Consider the following 20,551-nt stretch of genomic DNA (forward strand, 5'->3'; position numbering starts at 1 on the left):
AACCATAACCGACGTGCGCATCAAGTCCTTCTTCATCATACTGGCTCTGATACTGCTGGCATTGTCAGGCGCTCTGGCATATTGGGCAACCCATCTGCCTGACAGCCGCCTACCTTATTATATAATGGAAGGAACGATCGCATTCATCCTGATCTACCTCATCGTCTTTTATAATAAGATTGTGAAGCCCATGCACACCATCGGAAACGGTATGGAGCTTCTGCGCGAACAAGACTTCAGCAGCCGCCTCAGCCCCGTGGGACAACACGAAGCCGACCGCATTGTGAACATCTTCAACCGCATGATGGATCAGCTAAAGAACGAACGCTTGCGCCTGCGCGAACAGAATCATTTCCTCGACCTTCTGATACAGGCCTCGCCTATGGGCGTCATCATCACCGATCTGGACGGAAACATATCGCAGGCCAACCCCATGGCCATCAAGATGCTGGGCATCCATCTTGAAAGCCTCTTGAACAAACCGATAGAGAAAATAGACTCCCCGCTGGCCACCGAGCTGGCAGCCCTCAGCAAAGAAGAGACGCGAGTGGTCCGTCTGAACGATGCCAACATCTACCGCTGCACTTTCACCTTCTTCATCGACCGCGGCTTCCAGCATCCTTTCTACCTGATAGAGCGCATGACCGACGAAGTGATACGCGCCGAAAAGAAAGCCTACGAAAAGGTGATACGCATGATAGCCCACGAAGTAAATAACACGACCGCAGGTATCACCTCTACGCTGGACACAGTAGAGCAAGCACTGGCCACCGAAAAAGATATGGAAGAAATCTGCGACGTCATGCACGTATGTACCGAACGCTGTTTTTCGATGAGCAAGTTCATTACCCGCTTTGCCGACGTGGTGAAAATACCAGAACCACTCCTCGCGCGAAACAGCCTGAACGAAACAGCCACCACCTGCGTACGCTTTATGGAAGGACTATGCAACGACCATCACATCCAGCTCACACTGCAATGCGCTCCCGATGTAGGAGACGTCAATCTGGACACCTCGCTTTTCGAACAGGTATTGGTCAACATCATCAAGAATGCTGTCGAAAGCATCGGCCAGGACGGAGAAATCAGAATCACCACCACCGCTCCTGCAACGCTCGAAGTAGCCGACAACGGTCCGGGCATCAGCAAGGAAACGGAAGAAAAACTATTCAGTCCCTTCTTTTCAACCAAGCCCCACGGGCAAGGCATCGGACTTATCTTTATCCGCGAAGTGCTGAATCGCCATGGATGTACATTCTCACTGCGTACTTACAACGATGGCTGGACCCGTTTCCGAATTTCATTTCCATAAGAAATGGTTCTATTGTCGGTTACGTTGGGCATCAAATACCAATATAACACACCATCAATTCTAGGAAACATATATCATCATCCATATACAGCAGAAAAGAGAAGCATAATAAAACAGAACAATTTTCTGTTCTATTCTTTTCAACACTCCAATAAGACGGTGTCATAATCAGATAAAAGCTTATAAAAGCTAGTAGTTTTGTAACAGATATTGTTAAAGTGTTGCAAGAATGTTAAACTTAAAATGAATTTTGAAAAAAATGCTGTAATTTTGCACGATAAAAAAAAATGTATGGGAAAAGAATTATCAAATAGAATTCAAACTTCTATTCTTAACGCGGCAGAAAAAAAGGTTCTTATCTGGCTGGCAGAAAGACAGCCTAAATGGGTAACTTCCGATATGCTGACGTACATTGGCCTTGGAGGAGCTTTTGTATGTGCGTTAGGCTATATCTTAGCAAATCAGAACCTCCAGTATTTGTGGATTTCATCACTAGGTTTCGTAATCAATTGGTATGGTGACAGCTTAGACGGGACATTAGCTCGTGTCCGACAGGCTCAGCGACCCATTTACGGTTTCTTCATCGACCACACATTAGACGCCATTACTATATGTATTATATGTATAGGAGCAGGCTTGTCTCCAATCTTCCGTCTCGACATAGCATTGCTGGTACTTGCCGGATATTTGGTCTTATCCATTTATACGTATATCGGAACCATATTAAAAGGAGAATTTCTTCTGACTTATGGCTGTTTCGGTCCTACCGAGTTCCGACTGGTGATTATCCTTTTGAATACACTCATCATGTATACACCATGGGTGGAAGTCTCTTACAATTTCCATGGATACGAGTTTGGCTTATTCGATGTGGCAGGCATGGTCATCGTAGTTATCCTATTCTCCATGTTCTTCATGCAGTTTGTCAAAGACCGCAATCTGCTGGCCAAGCAAGATCCTCTTAAGCCCTATAACCCTAAAAAATAAAAACTAAAACAAACGAAATCGTCCGTGCGTACATATATAGAATTTGTTGTTAGCCGTTTATTCGGTACAGGAGTCGATACCTTTGTACTGTGGATATGTTCCAAATTCATATTCCATGATTACTGGGGGATTTATGTCGTTTCTCCTGTCATCTCATTCGAGTTTGCCGTATTCAGCAATTTCGTATGTTCCTATTATTGGATATGGAAAGAACGTATTACCAACAAGAATATCAAGGATTTCACTTACCGATTCCTCATATTCAATTTTTCCTCGGTACTAGGTTTCTTGGTCAAGATGCTATTCTTGCTGCTGTTTCAGAAGATTTTCGGCTGGAATGTGGTATATTGCAACCTTGCAGCTCTCCTCATTTCCGGACTATTCAATTATTTTCTGGCAGAAACCATTGTATTCGGGAAACGTTCGATTGTATCCAAAGTTTCAAGCCGATAAATTATATAAATGCCTGAGACATAAAAGCAATCTGCCACAATAGCATATTACATATAACAATGAAATTGACTTTTTTATCATTAACATTGTTTTTCTGCACCCTGGGAAGTATATTTCCCCAGGCAATACAGGCACAGACTATGGTACAAAAGCAAGCTGTTCCTCCTACAACGGAAGACAGCATACGCTTCAGCCTTCTGACTTGTGGCGCTGGTGAAGAGATTTACTCTCTTTTTGGGCATACGGCTATCCGATACGAGAACTTTACTAGGGGCATTGACGCTGTATTCAATTATGGGATATTCAGCTTCAATACCCCCAACTTCATTCTCCGTTTCACACTTGGAGAAACAGATTACCAACTGGGGGTTACTTCCTATAAACAATTTGCATACGAATACACTTGGACGGGACGGGATGTATGGCAGCAGACTCTGAACCTGAATGCAGAAGAAAAGAAAAAGCTGCTTGCCCTATTAGAAGAAAACTATCTTCCTCAAAACCGCATATACCGCTACAACTTTTTTTACGACAACTGCGCCACACGACCACGCGACCAGATAGAACGCGCCGTACAAGGTACGCTGGAATATGCCGATGACATGACCTCATTCCAAACCGGAATTAGTTTCCGTGATATTGTCCATCAATACACGATAGGGCATTCTTGGGCACGTTTTGGCATTGATCTTTGCTTAGGTAGCCAAGCGGATAAAGACATCACCCGCCGGCAAATGATGTTTGCTCCTTTTTACCTGAAAGACTTTCTTGCAAAAGCTCAGCTAAAGAATGCACAAGGTATGGAGCGACCGCTTGTCTCTTCCGAAGACCATATCATACAAAGCCCTCAACAGACAAGTACAGAAGAAACCCCAAGCCCACTCCAAACAGCCTTCCTGTTGTTTACTATAGTAACTATTGCTACAGCTTATGGCATTTATCGGAGAAAAAGTCTATGGCTGCTTGATCTTCTGTTGTTTCTGGCTGCCGGTGTAGCAGGTTGCATACTGGCATTCCTTGCAAGCTTCTCCCAGCATCCTGCCGTCAGCCCCAATTATCTCCTTTTCTTATTTCATCCCTTGCATCTTTTGTGCCTACCATGGATGATAAAAAGAGTAAGAAAGAAAGAAAAAAGCATCTATATGTGGGCAAATATTATAGTTTTAACTTTTTTTATACTGCTTTGGGGAATAATACCGCAAGAATTTAACTTAGCTGTATTACCTTTGGCACTCAGTTTGTGGATACGTTCTGCAAGCAACCTTTATCTCACATATATAAGAAAGTAATGAAAAAAGGACTGATCACTTCCATACTTGCGCTTACATTCAGCGGATTACAGGCTCAGCCGATGCCTGCTACTCCCAAGCTGGTGGTAACACTGACTATCGACCAGTTACGCACGGATTACATGGAAGCATTTTCCTCTTTGTATGGAGAAAAAGGATTCAAACGCCTGTTGCGTGAAGGCAAAGTATTTAGCCAAGCACAGTTTCCATTCGATGAAACAGATCGGGCCTCTGCCATTGCCACCCTTTATACAGGCACCACCCCATCGATGCACGGTATCATAGCCAGTACATGGATGGATACACAAACGCTTCGTCCCCGAAACTGTGTGGACGATCCCGACTTTATGGGCAATTACACCGATGAGAACAGTTCGGCTTCCCAATTGCTCACCTCTACTTTATCTGACGAACTTAAAATAGCTACACGCAATCGTGCCTTAGTTTATTCTATCTCTCCCTTTCGGGATGCAGCCATTTTGGCAGCCGGACATGCAGGAAACGGTGCCTTTTGGCTGAATAAGATGACAGGAAAATGGTGTAGCACCACTTATTATAACGATTTTCCGTGGTGGATAAGCCAATATAATGACCGCAACTCTCCGGATTTCCGTATCAAAGATATGGTATGGGATCCGCTGTTCCCGGTTACCAGCTATACGTTTCTCCCCGAATGGAGAACCGATGCCTTCAAATATCATTTAAATAACGACCGTACAAATAGTTTCCGCAGATTAATTCTCAGTCCGTTTGCAAACGACGAAGTAAATCTGCTGACCGAAGAATTACTATCCAAAAGTACCTTAGGTAAAGACGAAATACCCGACCTATTAGCCCTTACCTATTACGCAGGCAACTATAACCATAAAAGCACACAAGAGTGTGCTATGGAAATACAAGATACCTATGCGCGCTTGGACCGTAGTATTGCCAACTTGCTTGACATGCTCGACCGCCACATAGGATTGCAGAATATCCTTTTATGCATCACTTCCACCGGCTATGCAGATCCTGAAGCAGCCGATGTTGGCATCTACCGTGTTCCAGGCGGTGAATTCTACCTGAACCGTTGTGCAACCTTACTGAACATGTACCTTATGGCTACATACGGAGAAGGCCAATACGTAGAAGGTTACCATAATCTGCAAATATATCTGAACCACAAGCTGATAGAAAGCAAACAGCTGGACTTAAACGATATACAGGAAAAATCTGCCCAGTTCTTAGTCCAGTTCAGTGGCGTAAATGAAGTCTATTCAGCCAATCGCCTTTTATTAGGTCCTTGGTCACCACAAATTGAACGTATCCGAAACAGTTTTCACCGCAAACGTTCTGGCGACTTACTCATAAAAGTCTTGCCGGGATGGAGTGTTATGCAAGAAAACAATACCGATAATCGCGTAGTACGTTCTGCTGAAATACCAGCTCCACTTATATTATTAGGCCCAGGCATCAAACCCGAAACAGTACGCATTCCTGTCTGCACAGACCGAGTTGCCCCCACTTTGGCAAAGGCCCTGCGTATCCGTGCACCTAATGCTTGTCAATCAACCCCGCTCGATTTCTGATTTATATTTCTACAGAAATTCATTGGCATTATTGTATTCTTCCCAAACTGCGGTTCTCATTACGAATTAATCGGGTTTCATAGGAAAAAACTATGCTGAAAGACTACGTCCTCTATGCCGAATTTATTACCTTTGCATCGCAAAGTATATCAATCATATAGCTAATAATAATAAAAACAAATATATAAAATGGGATTTAATGAATTTTTAAGCTCGATCTTTGGCAATAAGTCCACACGCGACATGAAAGAAATACAGCCGTGGGTGAACAAAATCAAAGCTGCCTATCCGGAAGTAGCCAAGCTCGACAATGATGGCCTGCGCGCCAAAACAGAAGAACTGAAGGCCTACATCCGCAATTCTGCAGCCGAGCAGCGGGCCAAAGTAGATGAACTGAAAGCCAGTGTTGAGTCTACTGAACTGGAGGACCGCGAAGCACTCTTTACACAAATTGACAAAATCGAGAAAGAGATACTGGATATCTACGAAAAAGCCCTCGATGATGTATTGCCGGTAGCTTTTGCCATCGTGAAAGATACTGCCAGAAGATTTGCCGAAAACGAAGAAATTGTGGTTACTGCTACTGATTTCGACCGGCATCTGGCTGCTACCAAAGATTTCGTACGCATCGAAGGAGACAAAGCCATTTACCAGAACCACTGGATGGCCGGCGGAAACGAAGTTACCTGGAACATGGTACACTATGACGTACAGCTGTTTGGTGGTGTTGTTCTTCATAAAGGCAAAATTGCCGAAATGGCAACCGGTGAAGGTAAAACATTGGTAGCAACTTTACCCGTATTCCTCAATGCACTGACAGGAAACGGAGTACATGTCGTTACTGTAAACGACTACCTGTCTAAACGTGACTCTGAATGGATGGGACCGTTGTACATGTTCCACGGACTGAGCGTAGACTGTATCGACAAACATCGTCCCAACTCAGACGCACGCCGTCAGGCTTATATGGCAGATATTACTTTCGGTACCAACAACGAATTTGGTTTCGACTACTTGCGTGACAACATGGCCATCAGCCCGAAAGATCTCGTTCAGCGCCAACACAACTACGCCATCGTCGATGAGGTAGACTCCGTATTGATTGATGATGCACGAACTCCGTTGATCATCTCTGGTCCTGTACCCAAAGGTGACGATCAGCTGTTCGAACAACTCCGTCCGTTGGTTGAACGCCTGGTAGAAGCACAGAAAGTATTGGCAACCAAATATCTTGCCGAGGCCAAGCGTCTGATTGCTTCCGATGATAAGAAAGATCAGGAAGAAGGCTTCCTTGCTCTGTACCGCAGCCACAAGTGTCTGCCCAAGAACAAAGCATTGATCAAGTTCCTTAGCGAACAGGGTATCAAGGCCGGAATGCTCAAGACAGAAGAGATCTACATGGAGCAGAACAACAAACGTATGCACGAAGTTACCGATCCGTTGTATTTCGTTATCGATGAAAAGCTGAACAGTGTAGACCTGACAGATAAAGGTGTCGACCTGATTACCGGTAACTCCGAAGACCCAACCCTCTTTGTTTTGCCTGATATCGCAGCCCAACTCTCAGCCTTGGAGAATGAAAAAGATCTGACCGACGAACAGCGTCTGGCCAAGAAGGATGCTTTGATGACCAACTATGCCATCAAGTCGGAACGTGTACATACCATCAACCAATTGCTGAAAGCATATACTATGTTCGAGAAAGACGACGAATATGTAGTCATCGACGGACAAGTGAAGATTGTGGACGAGCAAACGGGTCGTATCATGGAAGGCCGTCGTTACTCTGATGGTTTGCACCAGGCTATCGAGGCTAAGGAAAGAGTAAAAGTAGAAGCCGCTACCCAGACTTTTGCTACCATTACATTACAGAATTATTTCCGTATGTATCACAAGCTGTCGGGTATGACCGGTACGGCCGAAACAGAAGCCGGCGAGTTCTGGGATATCTACAAACTGGATGTAGTAGTTATTCCGACCAACCGCCCCATTGCCCGTAAAGACATGAACGACCGCGTTTACAAAACCAAACGCGAAAAATATAAAGCCGTCATCGAAGAAATCGAAGCCATGGTTCAGGCCGGACGTCCGGTACTGGTAGGTACTACCTCGGTCGAGATCTCGGAAATGCTGAGCAAGATGCTGACCATGCGCAAGATTCCTCACAATGTATTGAACGCCAAGTTACACCAGAAAGAAGCTGATATCGTAGCCCAAGCCGGACAAAGCAGTACGGTAACCATCGCTACCAACATGGCCGGTCGTGGTACCGATATCAAGTTAAGTCCCGAAGTAAAAGCTGCCGGCGGTTTGGCTATCATTGGTACGGAACGTCACGAATCACGTCGTGTAGACCGTCAGTTGCGTGGTCGTGCCGGTCGTCAGGGTGACCCGGGTTCTTCCGTATTCTTCGTTTCATTGGAAGACGACCTGATGCGTCTGTTCTCTTCCGACCGTATTGCCGGTGTGATGGACAAATTAGGCTTCAAAGAAGGTGAAATGATCGAGCACAGCATGATTTCCAAATCAATCGAGCGTGCCCAGAAGAAGGTGGAAGAAAACAACTTCGGTATTCGTAAACGCTTGCTGGAATACGATGACGTGATGAACAAGCAACGTACGGTTGTCTACACCAAACGCCGTCACGCCTTGATGGGCGAGCGTATCGGCATGGATATCGTCAACATGATATGGGACCGTGCTGCCAGCGCCGTCGAAGCAGCCGATTATGAGAGCTGCAAGATGGACGTACTTCAGGTACTTGCCATGGAAGTTCCATTCACCGAAGAAGAATTCAAGAATGAAAAGAAAGAGAAACTGGCCGAACGTGTATTCGATACCGCAATGGAACTGTTCAAACGCCGTACCGAACGTATGGCACAGATTGCCAATCCGGTCATCAAGCAGGTATACGAACAGCAGGGATTCATGTACGAAAACATTCTGATACCTATCACAGACGGAAAACGTATCTACAACATCTCATGCAACCTGAAAGCTGCTTACGAAAGCGAATGTAAGGAAGTAGTAAAATCGTTCGAGAAATCAATCCTGCTGCATGTCATTGACGAAGCATGGAAAGAAAACCTGCGCGAACTGGACGAACTGAAACACTCAGTACAGAATGCAAGCTACGAACAGAAAGACCCGCTGCTTATCTACAAGCTGGAGTCAGTTAATCTGTTCGACAATATGGTCAACAAGATCAATAACGAAACTGTTTCCATCCTGATGCGTGGACAGATCCCTGTACAGGAAGCTCCTGCACAGTCGCAACAGCCTCAACAGCCGCAGGATGCACAGCCTGCACAGCAACCTGCACAGCAACAGGCTCCTCAGCAACACGTAGAAGTACGCCAGGCTGCCCCCGAACAACGTCAGGACATGAGTAAATACCGAGAGCAGAAAGAAGATCTGAACGATCCGAACCAGCAGGCAGCAGCCGCACAGGATACTCGCGAACAACAGAAACGCGAACCGATCCGTGCTGAAAAGACTGTAGGTCGTAACGATCCCTGCCCCTGCGGAAGCGGCAAGAAATATAAGAACTGCCACGGAAGAAACCAATAAGTTCCGTTAGCAATCTTTTCAAACTAGCAACACAAAGCCTTGAACGGTTAAAAACTGTTCAAGGCTTTTTATTTATAGCGAGAAAAGTGTATTTTTGTTCATGCGAATAAACAGATAAAGACCATGACAAAGTATATTTATTCTTTCATTTTTTTCTGCCTGTTGTTAAGCAGTTGCCAAAGTCTGGAACAGCTTTCGATAGACTACATGATTCCTGCTGAAATAAGTTTTCCTCCCATGCTGAAACGGGTAGCCATCGTCAACAATATGCCCGATACGCCCAACAACCAGCTGATAAACCAAAAGCAGGATGCACCCAAAACAGAAAGAGAAGTAACCCGACTTGTCCAGTACTATAACGGAAACCCCGTACTGGCAACCGAATCGCTGGCACAGGCGATTGCCGATGAAAACTACTTCGACGAAGTCATCATCTGCGACTCAGCCCTGCGCAGCAACGACATCACTCCCCGCGAAGCCACCTTAAGCATGGAAGAAGTAGATGCACTGACCCGGCAATTAAAGGTTGATTTCCTTATTGCGATAGAAAACATACAAATGAAAGCTATCCGCAAGATAGAGTCTATTTCTCCTTACAACACTTACCTCGGCACTACCGACCTGGCCGTATACCCCACTGTCAGAATATACGTCCCCAACCGCAGCAAGCCCATTGCCAGCCTGACTCCTTCGGACAGCATTTATTGGGAAAACGTTGGGATCGGAATAGAACAGGTAAGAGCCCGTCTCATCAAGGATGAAGACCTGATAAAGGAGGCTTCTATTTTTGCCGGAACGATTCCCGTAAAACATCTGCTCCCTTACTGGACTACGGAACGGAGATACTTCTTCACCGGTGGCTCGGTGAACATGCGCGACGCAGCCATCTATGTAAAAGAGAAAAACTGGCCGGGCGCAGTTGCCCTTTGGGAAAAAGAATACAACAAGAAGAAAGGTAAGCAGAAAATGTATGCCGCCTACAACCTGGCATTGGGTTACGAAATGCAGGACAGCATACAGAGCGCATTGTCCTGGGCACAAAAGGCACAGGCTGTAGCAGCCGAAATAGATCAGGTAGAACAGAAGAAAACTACCCGAGGAGTCGATGCCAGCAGTGTCCCCAACTATTTGCTGACCAGCATGTATGTGGTAGAACTGGAGAAACGGCAAGCCAGCATACACATGCTCGACATGCAAATGGGCCGCTTCAAGGAAACTGAAAAATAACAGTGTACCGAAGTTTCCCGGCTTTTTTTAACCGATTATTAATTATTTTCCCTACCTTTGACGCACGCATAAAGAAAGAAGCATATGAAACTCAGCCAATCTACATTATCGCTCATAGAAGAAACCATCAAGAAAGCAATCGCCAAATTTGCCTGCGGTTGCGAACAAACCATCGTCACCGACATTCATCTGCAACCCGTCCAGAGTTCCGGAGACTTGCTGATTTTCGATGACGACGACAACGAACTGGCACATGCCACTGTCGAAGAGTGGATGACCTACGAGGGTGACGACTTTTACGAGAACGTAGAACGCATATTTGCCAACATGCTTGGCAACATGAAGAAAGAAGGTGCATTCGACAAGCTGACCATCATGAAACCCTATTCTTTCGTTCTGGTGGACGAGGAAAAGGAAACCATTGCCGAACTGCTCCTGATGGACGACGATACATTGCTGGTAAACGACGAGTTGCTGAAAGGATTGGACGAAGAGCTGGATGACTTCCTGAAGAAACTGCTGGAATAAGTTACCCGGATTTTGCTTCCTCTCCCCCTCTCTCCCCTCTAATTTTCCAAGAACATTCTGACTAAGAGAGATATCTATTAAAACAAAAAATTCACGCTGATTGCAGTTTTACCTTTCAGGTTGCTGCATCAGCGTGAATCTTTTTTATGGTCTTATGTCAGCTTAGGCTTTCTTCAAAGCTGCAATGCTTTCTTTCAAAGACTTGATGATGCTTTCGGCATCGGCCTGTTTCTTACGTTCCAGTTCGATGACAGCAGCCGGAGCATTGTTCACAAACTTCTCGTTGCTCAGCTTCTTCATAACTCCCTGCAAGAAACCTTCCTTGTGCTTCAGCTCGGCTTCCATACGGGCTATTTCGGCTTCCACATCAATCAGGTTACCCAGCGGAACAGCATATTCCGTTGTGCCGACCATGAACGAAGCAGCACCTTCGGTCTTTGAGGCTACCGACTGAATGGCAGAAAGGTTGCACATCTTAGTGATGACTGCCGTATAAGCGGCTACCGGATTTTCGCCTACCACCTGCAACTCCAGTTCTTCTTTCTGGGCGATATTCTTCTGCAGACGGATGGCGCGGATATTACTGATTACTTCCTTCACAGCCTCGAACTGCTTAAGCAGCTCTTCGTCGTAGGCAGCAGGAGCAGCCATCGGGCTTACCATCAGGCTTTCGCCATCCTTGCGGTCGGCAATGTGCTGCCACAGCTCTTCGGTGATGAACGGCATGAACGGATGCAGCAGGTGCAGCAGGTTGTCGAAGAAAGCAATGGTCGTATCGTACACCTTGCGGCTGACGGGCTGTCCGTAAGCAGGCTTGATCATCTCCAGATACCAGGCCGAGAACTCGTCCCAGAACAGTTTGTAGACTGCCATCAGCGCTTCGCTCAGACGATACTTGCCAAACAAGTCAGCTACTTCGGCTGCTACGGCATTCTGCTTGGCGTCGAACCAGCGCATAGCCAGCTCGGCAGCTTCGGGCACAGCGGCATCGTCGCTTACTTCCCAACCTTTAACGAGGCGGAAAGCATTCCATATCTTGTTGTTGAAGTTACGTCCCTGTTCGCACAATGCATCGTCGAAGAGGATGTCGTTTCCGGCAGGAGCCGAAAGCATCATTCCCATACGTACACCGTCGGCACCATACTTCTCGATCAGATCCAGCGGGTCGGGCGAGTTACCGAGCGATTTGGACATCTTACGGCCGAGCTTGTCGCGCACGATACCGGTGAAGTATACGTTCTTGAAAGGCATATCGCCCATGTATTCGTAACCGGCCATAATCATACGGGCCACCCAGAAGAAGATAATATCCGGTCCTGTCACCAGGTCGCTGGTAGGATAATAGTATTTGATTTCTTCGTTACCGGGATTGTTGATGCCGTCGAACAGCGAGATGGGCCACAACCACGAAGAGAACCACGTATCCAGACAGTCCTCGTCCTGACGCAGGTCGGCCAGTGTCATGTCTGCATTGCCGGTCTTGGCTTTGGCCAGTTCCAGTGCCTGTTCGGCAGTCTCGGCTACAACGTATCCGCCTTCGGGCAGGTAGTAAGCCGGAATACGGTGTCCCCACCACAGCTGACGGCTGATACACCAGTCCTTGATGTTCTCCAACCAGTTCTTGTAGGTGTTCTTATATTTGGCCGGATAGAACTTCAGTTCGTCGTTCATTACCGGCGGCAAAGCCATGTCGGCAAAGTGCTGCATCTTGAGGAACCACTGCATGGAGAGCTTCGGTTCGATGGGCACATTGGTACGTTCGGAGAAACCTACTTTGTTGGTATAAGCTTCCACCTTCTCCAGCAGTCCGGCGGCGGCCAGGTCTTTCTCAATCTGCTCGCGCACGTCGAAGCGGTCCATACTTACGTACAGGCCGGCGGCTTCGCTCAGGGTGCCGTTGTCGTTGAAGATGTCGATGCTCGGCAGGTTGTACTTCTCGCCCAGCATGTAGTCGTTCACGTCGTGAGCCGGAGTCACTTTCAGACAGCCGGTACCAAATTCGATGTCTACATAATCGTCCTCGATCACCGGAATGACACGGCCTACCAGCGGCACAATCACTTTCCTGCCCTTCAACCATTCGTTCTTCGGGTCGTTCGGGTTGATACACATGGCTGTATCGCCCATGATGGTTTCAGGACGGGTAGTAGCCACGATGGCATAACGGCCTTCGGCATCGCCCTCTACCTTGTAGCGCAGGTAGTAGAGCTTGCTGTGCTCTTCCTTATAGATTACTTCCTCGTCGCTCAGGGCAGTAAGTGCCTTGGGGTCCCAGTTCACCATACGTACGCCACGGTAAATCAGGCCTTTGTTGTACAGGTCGACAAATACCTTGATGACGCTCTCGCTGCGCTTCTCGTCCATGGTGAATGCGGTGCGGTCCCAGTCGCACGATGCGCCCAGCTTGCGGAGCTGTTTCAAGATGATGCCTCCGTGTTCGTGTGTCCAGTCCCAGGCGTGTTTCAGAAATTCCTCACGCGTCAGGTCGGTCTTCTTGATGCCCTGTGCAGCCAGTTTGTTCACCACTTTGGCTTCGGTGGCTATCGAGGCATGGTCGGTACCCGGCACCCAGCAGGCATTCTTGCCTTCCATACGGGCACGACGCACCAGAATATCTTGAATGGTATTATTCAACATGTGTCCCATGTGCAATACTCCGGTGACGTTTGGGGGCGGGATGACGACGGTGTAAGGCTCACGACCATCGGGTTTCGAACTGAACAGTTTGTGGTCCAACCAATACTGGTACCACTTCCCTTCCACATCAGCGGGATTGTACTTACTTGCTAATTCCATTGTCTTCAAATCATTGATTATAGTTTATTTGGCGGCAAATTTACAAATTTATTGGCATCCGGCGATACTGACGGATAGGATTTTCAAAATTAGTATTACTTTTGCCGGAGCATTCTTCTAAAAAAACATCCGCTTTATATGAATCGCACGTTCACACGCATACGCTCGCATGTCAGCCCCCGTCACGGCCTGTTGCTGCTTCTGTTGCTGTACGTCGTCCTGACCCAGCAGATTCCTTCGTGGGGACAGTGGTATGCCCAGCACCTCTACCCCGGCATCGCTTATGTACTTTCGGCCTTCTCGGCCCTCTTCCCCTTTGCCATCGGCGATGTGTTCATAGCCCTCAGCATCGCATGGGTAGTGCTCTATCCGGTCTATGCCGTCGTCCGCCGCAAGCAGCAACTGCTGCGTGCGCTTCGCAAGGTGGGCGAATATCTGCTTTGGGTGTATGCCTGGTTCTACCTGGCGTGGGGGTTGAACTACTCGCAACCGGGATTTTACGCGCGTACCGGCATCGAGCCGGCCGAATACTCCAAAGAAGTCTTTCTGGATTTCGCCGACCGCTACATCGACAGCCTGAATGCCAGCTTCACGCCTCACCCCCTCACCGATAAACGACTGATACGCGACGCCGCCGTCGAAGGCTACAACCACATAGCCCCCGAACTGGCCGTACACCGGCCTTTCCATCCGCAACCACGTGTGAAGACCATGGTTTTCACACCGCTCATTTCTGCCGTGGGCGTGACGGGCAGCATGGGGCCGTTCTTCTGCGAATTCACCGTCAACGGCGACCTGTTGCCCAACCAGTACCCTGCCACCTACACCCACGAACTGGCCCATCTACTGGGCATCACCAGCGAGGCCGAGGCCAACTTCTACGCCTATCAGGTGTGCAGCCGTTCCCGCTGGCAAGCCATGCGCTTCAGCGGCTACCTGTCTCTGCTGCCTCACGTGCTGTCCAACGCCCGCCCACTGCTCACGCAGGAAGAATTCGAAGCCCTTGCCGGCCGCATCCGTCCCGAAGTGGTCGAAGTCTACGAGCAGAACCGACTGTACTGGACTGAAAAGTACAGCCCCCTCATCGGCTCGATACAAGACTGGATGTACGACCTCTACCTGAAAGGCAACAAGATTGAAAGCGGACGACAGAACTATTCGCAAGTGGTAGGACTGCTGATTTCGTACGAAATGAGGCAGAAGGACAAACACTAAACTCAGTTTCCCTCATCCACCTCTGTTATCCCCTCCGTTTCCACAAGAGGTTACGCCCGTTCCCTAAGGAGGAAACGCTCGTATCCTAAGGAGGGAACGGCCGTATCCTAAGCAGGAAACGGGAGTTTCCTAAGCTGGAAACGGAAGGAAACTACTAATGTTTCGTTCTCAGCACTTTATCTGAAAAAAACTTTGTACCTTTGCCCAAGAATTTTAAAACCAACAACGATGATGCAACATACACGTAAAGAACAGATGGAAGCTTTCGGACGCTTCCTCGACATACTGGACGAACTGCGCGAGAAATGTCCGTGGGACCGCAAACAGACCAACGAGAGTCTGCGCCCCAACACCATTGAAGAAACGTACGAACTGTGCGACGCCCTGATGCGCGACGACAAGCAGGACATCTGCAAGGAGCTGGGCGACGTTCTGCTGCACGTGGCCTTCTACGCCAAGATAGGCAGCGAGACAGGCGACTTCGACATCAAGGACGTCTGCGACCGCCTCTGCGAAAAGCTCATCTACCGCCATCCGCACGTATTCGGCGATGCCAAAGCCGAAAGCGCCGCTCAGGTAGTGGAAAACTGGGAACAGCTGAAGCTGAAAGAAAAAGGTGGAAACAAAACCGTGTTGAGTGGTGTGCCTGCTGCCTTGCCTACACTCATCAAGGCCTATCGCATTCAGGACAAGGCACGCAACGTAGGCTTCGACTGGGAAGAACGCGAACAGGTATGGGACAAGGTGAAAGAAGAGATTCAGGAGTTTCAGGCCGAAGTAGCCAATATGGACAAACAGAAAGCCGAAGAAGAGTTCGGCGACGTTCTGTTCAGCCTCATCAATGCTGCCCGCCTCTACAAGATCAATCCGGACAACGCGCTGGAGCACACCAACCAGAAATTCATCCGTCGCTTCAACTATCTGGAAGCCCACACCATCAAGGAAGGCCGCAACCTGCACGACATGAGCCTGGCCGAGATGGACAAACTGTGGAACGAAGCGAAAGAACTGGAAAAGCAGGCAGAAAAGACTGAAGAATCATAATCTTCGTATGCATCTGCATACGGCGGTTCTTCCTCGTTCCCGCACAACCGAGCATACTAAAAAAGGGTACATGCCTCACACATGTACCCTTCAAAAAAATCATTTCACTATATATTTATACCTATTGCCGGGCTCAGTCTTATTTTCTTTGAGGTTTGCCAGGCTTTTTGTCATTGCGCTGCATTCCTTTTAGAAGTTCCCGCTGAAAACGCATCTCGGCCCGTTGAACCAGATAAATCTTCTTGTAAGAAAGAATCTTCTTGAACTTTGCAAGATAAGTCTTATCCAAACGGTCGGCAGACATGCGGGCGTCATAGACACCTTCCAGAATCTCGCCGTATTGGGCTTCTGTAGTCTTTTCGTCTTTACCTTTGCGAAGCAAGTCCCATGCTTCATCGTTCAGCTGCTTCTTACGATCCTGCAATTCGAAATAAACAGGAAAAAACTTATCAGCTTCTTCTTTGGTCAAACCGGCATGTTGCGTGATAAAAGCTTGCTGCTTAGCGCGAAATTCTTCCCTGCTCAGTCGGTGTTGATCGCACCCGTCTGCTCCCCAAGCTACAGAAACCAGACTGCACAACACCACAATCAGTACACTCAGTTTTTTCATCATTCTATTCTAAGTATTAAAATCCTTGTCTCATTCTGCTTCCATATCAGAGAGGTAGACATACAAGGAATAGTCGTCCAACATAGAGTTATCTACCACCTCGTTGATATATTGCATTTCTTTATCGGTCTCTTCAGCCGCTACATAATCGGCATTCGAAGCCGGCTGGCGATCGGCAGAAGCTACCCGGATTATCAAAGCTGCTCCCGCAAACATGGCAGCCATATACAGCCACGGCTTCACCTTGTCCCACATTGTTGGCTCTTTCTGCACAAAAGCAGGCTTTTCTTTTTCAGGAAGCTTATTCATTATATCCGAAGTTAGTCCTTCAAAATATCCTTCAGGCACACGGAAAGAATTCTCCGTTCCCACCTTTCTCAAAATGTAATCTTCTTCTTTCATAAAAAGTCTCCTTTCTGTATGTTTAGACAGTATTTCTGATAGAAGGTTTAATATTCATCCTCTAAAAATTTTTCAATCTTCTTCACGGCATAATGATATGACGCCTTCAAAGCCCCTACAGAAGTTCCAAATATCTCAGACATTTCCTCGTACTTCATTTCCTGATAATACTTCAGATTGAACACCATACGCTGCTTTTCCGGCAAAGTCAGCAAAGCCTTCTGCAAAGCCAGCTGTATCTTGTCGCCCGAGAAGTACGGATCACTCTCCAGCCGCCCGATAGCGTTTGCATCCGGATCGTCCAGCGAGACGGTAGACATGGCACGCTGCTTGTTCAGGAAAGTAAGGCATTCATTCAAAGCTATACGATAGAGCCAAGTGGATATTTTCGCCTCGGCCCGAAAATAATCTATATTAGTCCATGCTTTGATAAAAGTATTCTGAAGCAAATCATTGGCATCTTCGTGTGAAAGCACCATACGACGGATCTGCCAATACAACTGTTCGCTGTATTTGGCAACAATCATCTCAAATCCTCGCTTTTGTGTGCTCTCGTCCTGCAAAAGTGCCAACACCTCGCGTTCGTTATAAGGTGAATTCATATTTATCTATGCATATTTATCGTTTAGACATCTGTTCCGAATAAAAGTTTAATTCAGGCCTGAAAGAAAGTCTCTCCTACCTGTACGCACAACGTCTCTTGCGCAAGCCGTGTATGTGGGAAAACACTCCTTGCTTCCTCCAACAGGCAGCTTTCATCTTCATAACGGGCAGAAAAATGCCCGATCAGCAAAGACTTTACTTCCGCATCCCGTGCCAATTGTGCCGCCTGTCCGGCAGTGGTATGAAAAGTCTCTTTAGCCCGGGGAGCATCCGCGTTGACAAAAGTCGCTTCATGAAATAACAGGTCTACTCCTTTCAATTGTGAAACCAGGTGTGGAAGGTAACAGGTGTCAGAACAATAAGCATAACGCCGTGGCAAATCCGAAGGACGAGTCAGGCGGGAGTTAGGAATGACTTCACCGTCGGGCGTCACATAATCGGCTCCGTTTTTAATCCTGTTCAGTTCGTAAAGCGGTACCTGATAAAAGTCTATCATCTCACGCACGATATGACTGGGGCGAGGCTTCTCTGCAAATATAAAGCCACAACATGGCATCCGATGGCGTAAAGGAATAGTAGTTACTGTAATCGAACGGTCTTCGTATATCAAAAGTGAATCTTTCGTTTCAAACTCATGAAATATCACCTTATAGGTCATCTGATGGTTAAAGAAGTCGAGCATTGGCTGCAACAACTGCTCTAAACCGACAGGTGAATAAATATGAAGCTCGGCCGTTCGTCCCAAAAGATTGAGCGTAGAAATCAGGCCCAGCAATCCAAAACAATGATCACCGTGCAAATGGGATATAAAAATGTGATTCAGCCTCGAAAACTTCAAGCGAGATTTACGAAACTGCAACTGTGCACCCTCTCCACAGTCAATCATGTACAATTTATCACGTACATTCAACACTTGCGAAGTCGGGAAATGCCGTGTAGTAGGCAGTGCTGATCCACATCCCAAAATATGTAGCTCAAACTTTTCCATCCTGTTACAATAAAAGAAAGGGCACTTGTTTTTTCGACAAGCGCCCTTCTTATCCTAGTTTAAAAATTTACGCAATAAAACCGATTATTTCTTTTCAGCTTCCATTTGCTCCTTCAAGGCAGCCAGAGCGTCGATGTCACCCAATGTAGTAGATGCAGCCTGGTTCTGGATTACCGGAGTTTCTTCTTTCTTACTGTTAGCCTTCTTAGCAGCCTTCTTTTCGGCTCTTTCTTCAGCTTTTGCAGCATCTTCGAAAATACGGCTGTGAGACAAGATGATGCGTTTTGCATCTTTGTTGAACTCGATAACCTTGAACGGCAGTTTCTCATCCAACTGAGCCTGTGTACCGTCTTCCTTAACGAGGTGTTTCGGAGTAGCGAAACCTTCAACACCATAAGGCAGAGCTACAACAGCGCCCTTATCCAGCATTTCGATGATAGTTCCTTCGTGTACTGAACCTACAGTAAATACTGTTTCGAATACATCCCAAGGATTCTCTTCGAGTTGCTTGTGACCTAAGCTGAGACGACGGTTTTCCTTATCGATTTCCAGTACCTGAACTTCGATATCGGCACCGATTTGAGTAAACTCAGACGGATGCTTAACTTTCTTAGTCCAAGACAGGTCAGAGATGTGAATCAAACCGTCAACACCTTCTTCGATTTCAACGAATACACCGAAGTTAGTGAAGTTACGAACCTTAGCAGTGTGCTTGCTGCCTACAGGATACTTCTCTTCAATAGTTTCCCATGGATCCGGTTTCAGCTGTTTGATACCCAAAGACATCTTACGTTCTTCACGATCCAATGTCAATACTACAGCTTCTACCTCGTCACCAACTTTCATAAAGTCCTGTGCAGAACGCAAGTGCTGGCTCCAAGACATTTCAGAAACGTGGATCAGACCTTCAACACCCGGAGCGATTTCAATGAATGCACCGTAATCAGCCATTACGACAACTTTACCCTTCACATGATCACCAACCTTCAAGTTAGGATCGAGAGCATCCCAAGGATGCGGAGTGAGTTGCTTCAAGCCCAAAGCAATACGTTTCTTTTCATCGTCGAAGTCCAGAATAACAACGTTCAGTTTCTGGTCGAGTTCTACAACTTCGTGCGGATCGCTTACACGGCCCCAAGACAGGTCTGTGATGTGGATCAAACCATCTACGCCACCCAAGTCGATGAATACGCCATAAGATGTAATATTCTTAACAGTTCCTTCGAGAACTTGTCCTTTCTCGAGTTTGCTGATAATTTCCTTCTTCTGTTGTTCCAGTTCAGCCTCGATCAGAGCCTTGTGAGAAACAACTACGTTCTTGAATTCCTGATTGATCTTAACAACCTTGAATTCCATTGTCTTTCCTACGAATACGTCATAGTCACGGATAGGTTTCACATCGATCTGAGAACCCGGCAAGAAAGCTTCGATGCCGAATACATCTACAATCATACCACCCTTAGTACGACACTTGATGTAACCCTTGATAATTTCTTCGTTTTCCAAAGCTGCGTTAACACGATCCCAAGAGCGAGTAGCACGAGCTTTGCGGTGAGACAGAACCAGCTGTCCTTTTTTGTCTTCCTGATTTTCAATGAATACTTCTACTGTATCACCTACTTTCAGGTCCGGATTGTAACGGAATTCACTCATCGGAATGATACCGTCTGATTTGTAACCGATGTTCACAACTACTTCACGCTTGTTCATTGCGATCACGGTACCGTCAACAACCTCACGGTCGTTAATTTTGTTCAGCGTATTGTCATACGCTTTCTCCAAGTCTTCATGACTTACATTTGATACGGCTTCACCGTTTTCGTACGCATCCCAGTTGAAGTCTTCAATGGGAGCAACATTTTTTAAATTTTCCATTAATAAAATTGTTTGTTTAACTCGTTAATTAAGTGAGACTTTATATTGACTCAATAAATCGGGCGCAAAGATAATAGTATTTTC

General features: G+C 46.9%; 16 protein-coding genes. 10 read left to right on the forward strand and 6 right to left on the reverse strand.

The window, feature by feature from the left end; translation table 11 throughout:
• Nucleotides 1-13 precede the first annotated feature (13 nt).
• From Q3C19_RS03515 to Q3C19_RS03550, 8 genes are all read left to right on the forward strand, one after another.
• Nucleotides 14-1,312, forward strand: coding sequence for a PAS domain-containing sensor histidine kinase (locus Q3C19_RS03515; protein WP_277120225.1), 1,299 nt, complete (start codon nucleotides 14-16; stop codon nucleotides 1,310-1,312).
• A 399-nt stretch (nucleotides 1,313-1,711) separates the two neighbouring features.
• Entirely contained in the window at nucleotides 1,712-2,299 is a 588-nt protein-coding gene (locus Q3C19_RS03520; RefSeq protein WP_302727258.1) for a CDP-alcohol phosphatidyltransferase family protein, read from the forward strand.
• A 24-nt stretch (nucleotides 2,300-2,323) separates the two neighbouring features.
• On the forward strand, nucleotides 2,324-2,752 hold the full coding sequence (locus tag Q3C19_RS03525; protein WP_022162393.1) for a GtrA family protein: 429 nt from the start codon (nucleotides 2,324-2,326) through the stop codon (nucleotides 2,750-2,752).
• 140 nt (nucleotides 2,753-2,892) lie between these two features.
• A complete protein-coding gene (locus Q3C19_RS03530; protein WP_302727344.1) occupies nucleotides 2,893-4,041 on the forward strand; it encodes a DUF4105 domain-containing protein in 1,149 nt (382 codons plus the stop codon).
• Nucleotides 4,041-5,609, forward strand: a complete 1,569-nt coding sequence (locus Q3C19_RS03535; RefSeq protein ID WP_277120228.1) for an alkaline phosphatase family protein — start codon at nucleotides 4,041-4,043, stop codon at nucleotides 5,607-5,609. The genes Q3C19_RS03530 and Q3C19_RS03535 overlap by 1 nt, the downstream gene beginning before the upstream one ends.
• Before the next feature lie 189 nt (nucleotides 5,610-5,798).
• Nucleotides 5,799-9,179 (forward strand): preprotein translocase subunit SecA, encoded by a 3,381-nt coding sequence (secA, locus tag Q3C19_RS03540; RefSeq protein ID WP_302727261.1) that lies wholly within the window; start codon nucleotides 5,799-5,801, stop codon nucleotides 9,177-9,179.
• 123 nt (nucleotides 9,180-9,302) lie between these two features.
• Nucleotides 9,303-10,406, forward strand: coding sequence for a DUF6340 family protein (locus Q3C19_RS03545; RefSeq protein ID WP_302727263.1), 1,104 nt, complete (start codon nucleotides 9,303-9,305; stop codon nucleotides 10,404-10,406).
• A gap of 84 nt (nucleotides 10,407-10,490) precedes the next feature.
• Complete coding sequence (locus Q3C19_RS03550) at nucleotides 10,491-10,934, forward strand: hypothetical protein (RefSeq protein ID WP_071149986.1); 444 nt, start codon at nucleotides 10,491-10,493, stop codon at nucleotides 10,932-10,934.
• A 162-nt stretch (nucleotides 10,935-11,096) separates the two neighbouring features.
• Here Q3C19_RS03550 and Q3C19_RS03555 read toward each other — a convergent pair whose 3' ends face one another.
• Nucleotides 11,097-13,730 carry a valine--tRNA ligase gene (locus Q3C19_RS03555; protein WP_302727265.1) on the reverse strand — a complete coding sequence of 878 codons (2,634 nt, stop codon included), beginning with the start codon at nucleotides 13,728-13,730 and terminating at the stop codon, nucleotides 11,097-11,099.
• Nucleotides 13,731-13,868: 138 nt separating this feature from the next.
• On the opposite strand from Q3C19_RS03555, the gene Q3C19_RS03560 reads away from it, so the two are divergent.
• Together Q3C19_RS03560 and mazG are read left to right on the forward strand one after the other, a co-directional pair.
• The gene (locus tag Q3C19_RS03560; RefSeq protein ID WP_302727267.1) at nucleotides 13,869-14,945 is read left to right on the forward strand and encodes a DUF3810 domain-containing protein; all 1,077 of its coding nucleotides are present in this window, start codon (nucleotides 13,869-13,871) and stop codon (nucleotides 14,943-14,945) included.
• Nucleotides 14,946-15,176: 231 nt separating this feature from the next.
• Nucleotides 15,177-15,989, forward strand: coding sequence for a nucleoside triphosphate pyrophosphohydrolase (gene mazG, locus Q3C19_RS03565; protein ID WP_071150760.1), 813 nt, complete (start codon nucleotides 15,177-15,179; stop codon nucleotides 15,987-15,989).
• Between the two features lie 139 nt (nucleotides 15,990-16,128).
• Here mazG and Q3C19_RS03570 read toward each other — a convergent pair whose 3' ends face one another.
• From Q3C19_RS03570 to rpsA, 5 genes are all read right to left on the reverse strand, one after another.
• Entirely contained in the window at nucleotides 16,129-16,599 is a 471-nt protein-coding gene (locus Q3C19_RS03570) for a hypothetical protein (protein WP_277120307.1), read from the reverse strand.
• 30 nt (nucleotides 16,600-16,629) lie between these two features.
• Nucleotides 16,630-17,001, reverse strand: coding sequence for a hypothetical protein (locus Q3C19_RS03575; protein ID WP_022162380.1), 372 nt, complete (start codon nucleotides 16,999-17,001; stop codon nucleotides 16,630-16,632).
• Between the two features lie 47 nt (nucleotides 17,002-17,048).
• Nucleotides 17,049-17,603: an RNA polymerase sigma factor gene (locus tag Q3C19_RS03580; RefSeq protein ID WP_302727269.1), complete on the reverse strand. Its 555-nt coding sequence runs from the start codon at nucleotides 17,601-17,603 to the stop codon at nucleotides 17,049-17,051.
• A gap of 53 nt (nucleotides 17,604-17,656) precedes the next feature.
• The gene (locus Q3C19_RS03585) at nucleotides 17,657-18,592 is read right to left on the reverse strand and encodes a ribonuclease Z (protein ID WP_022162089.1); all 936 of its coding nucleotides are present in this window, start codon (nucleotides 18,590-18,592) and stop codon (nucleotides 17,657-17,659) included.
• An 84-nt stretch (nucleotides 18,593-18,676) separates the two neighbouring features.
• The gene (rpsA, locus tag Q3C19_RS03590) at nucleotides 18,677-20,467 is read right to left on the reverse strand and encodes a 30S ribosomal protein S1 (RefSeq protein ID WP_302727272.1); all 1,791 of its coding nucleotides are present in this window, start codon (nucleotides 20,465-20,467) and stop codon (nucleotides 18,677-18,679) included.
• Nucleotides 20,468-20,551: the final 84 nt, after the last annotated feature.

The sequence above is a fragment of the Bacteroides sp. ET489 genome, assembly GCF_030518095.1.
Classification (GTDB): Bacteria; Bacteroidota; Bacteroidia; order Bacteroidales; family Bacteroidaceae; genus Bacteroides; species Bacteroides ndongoniae.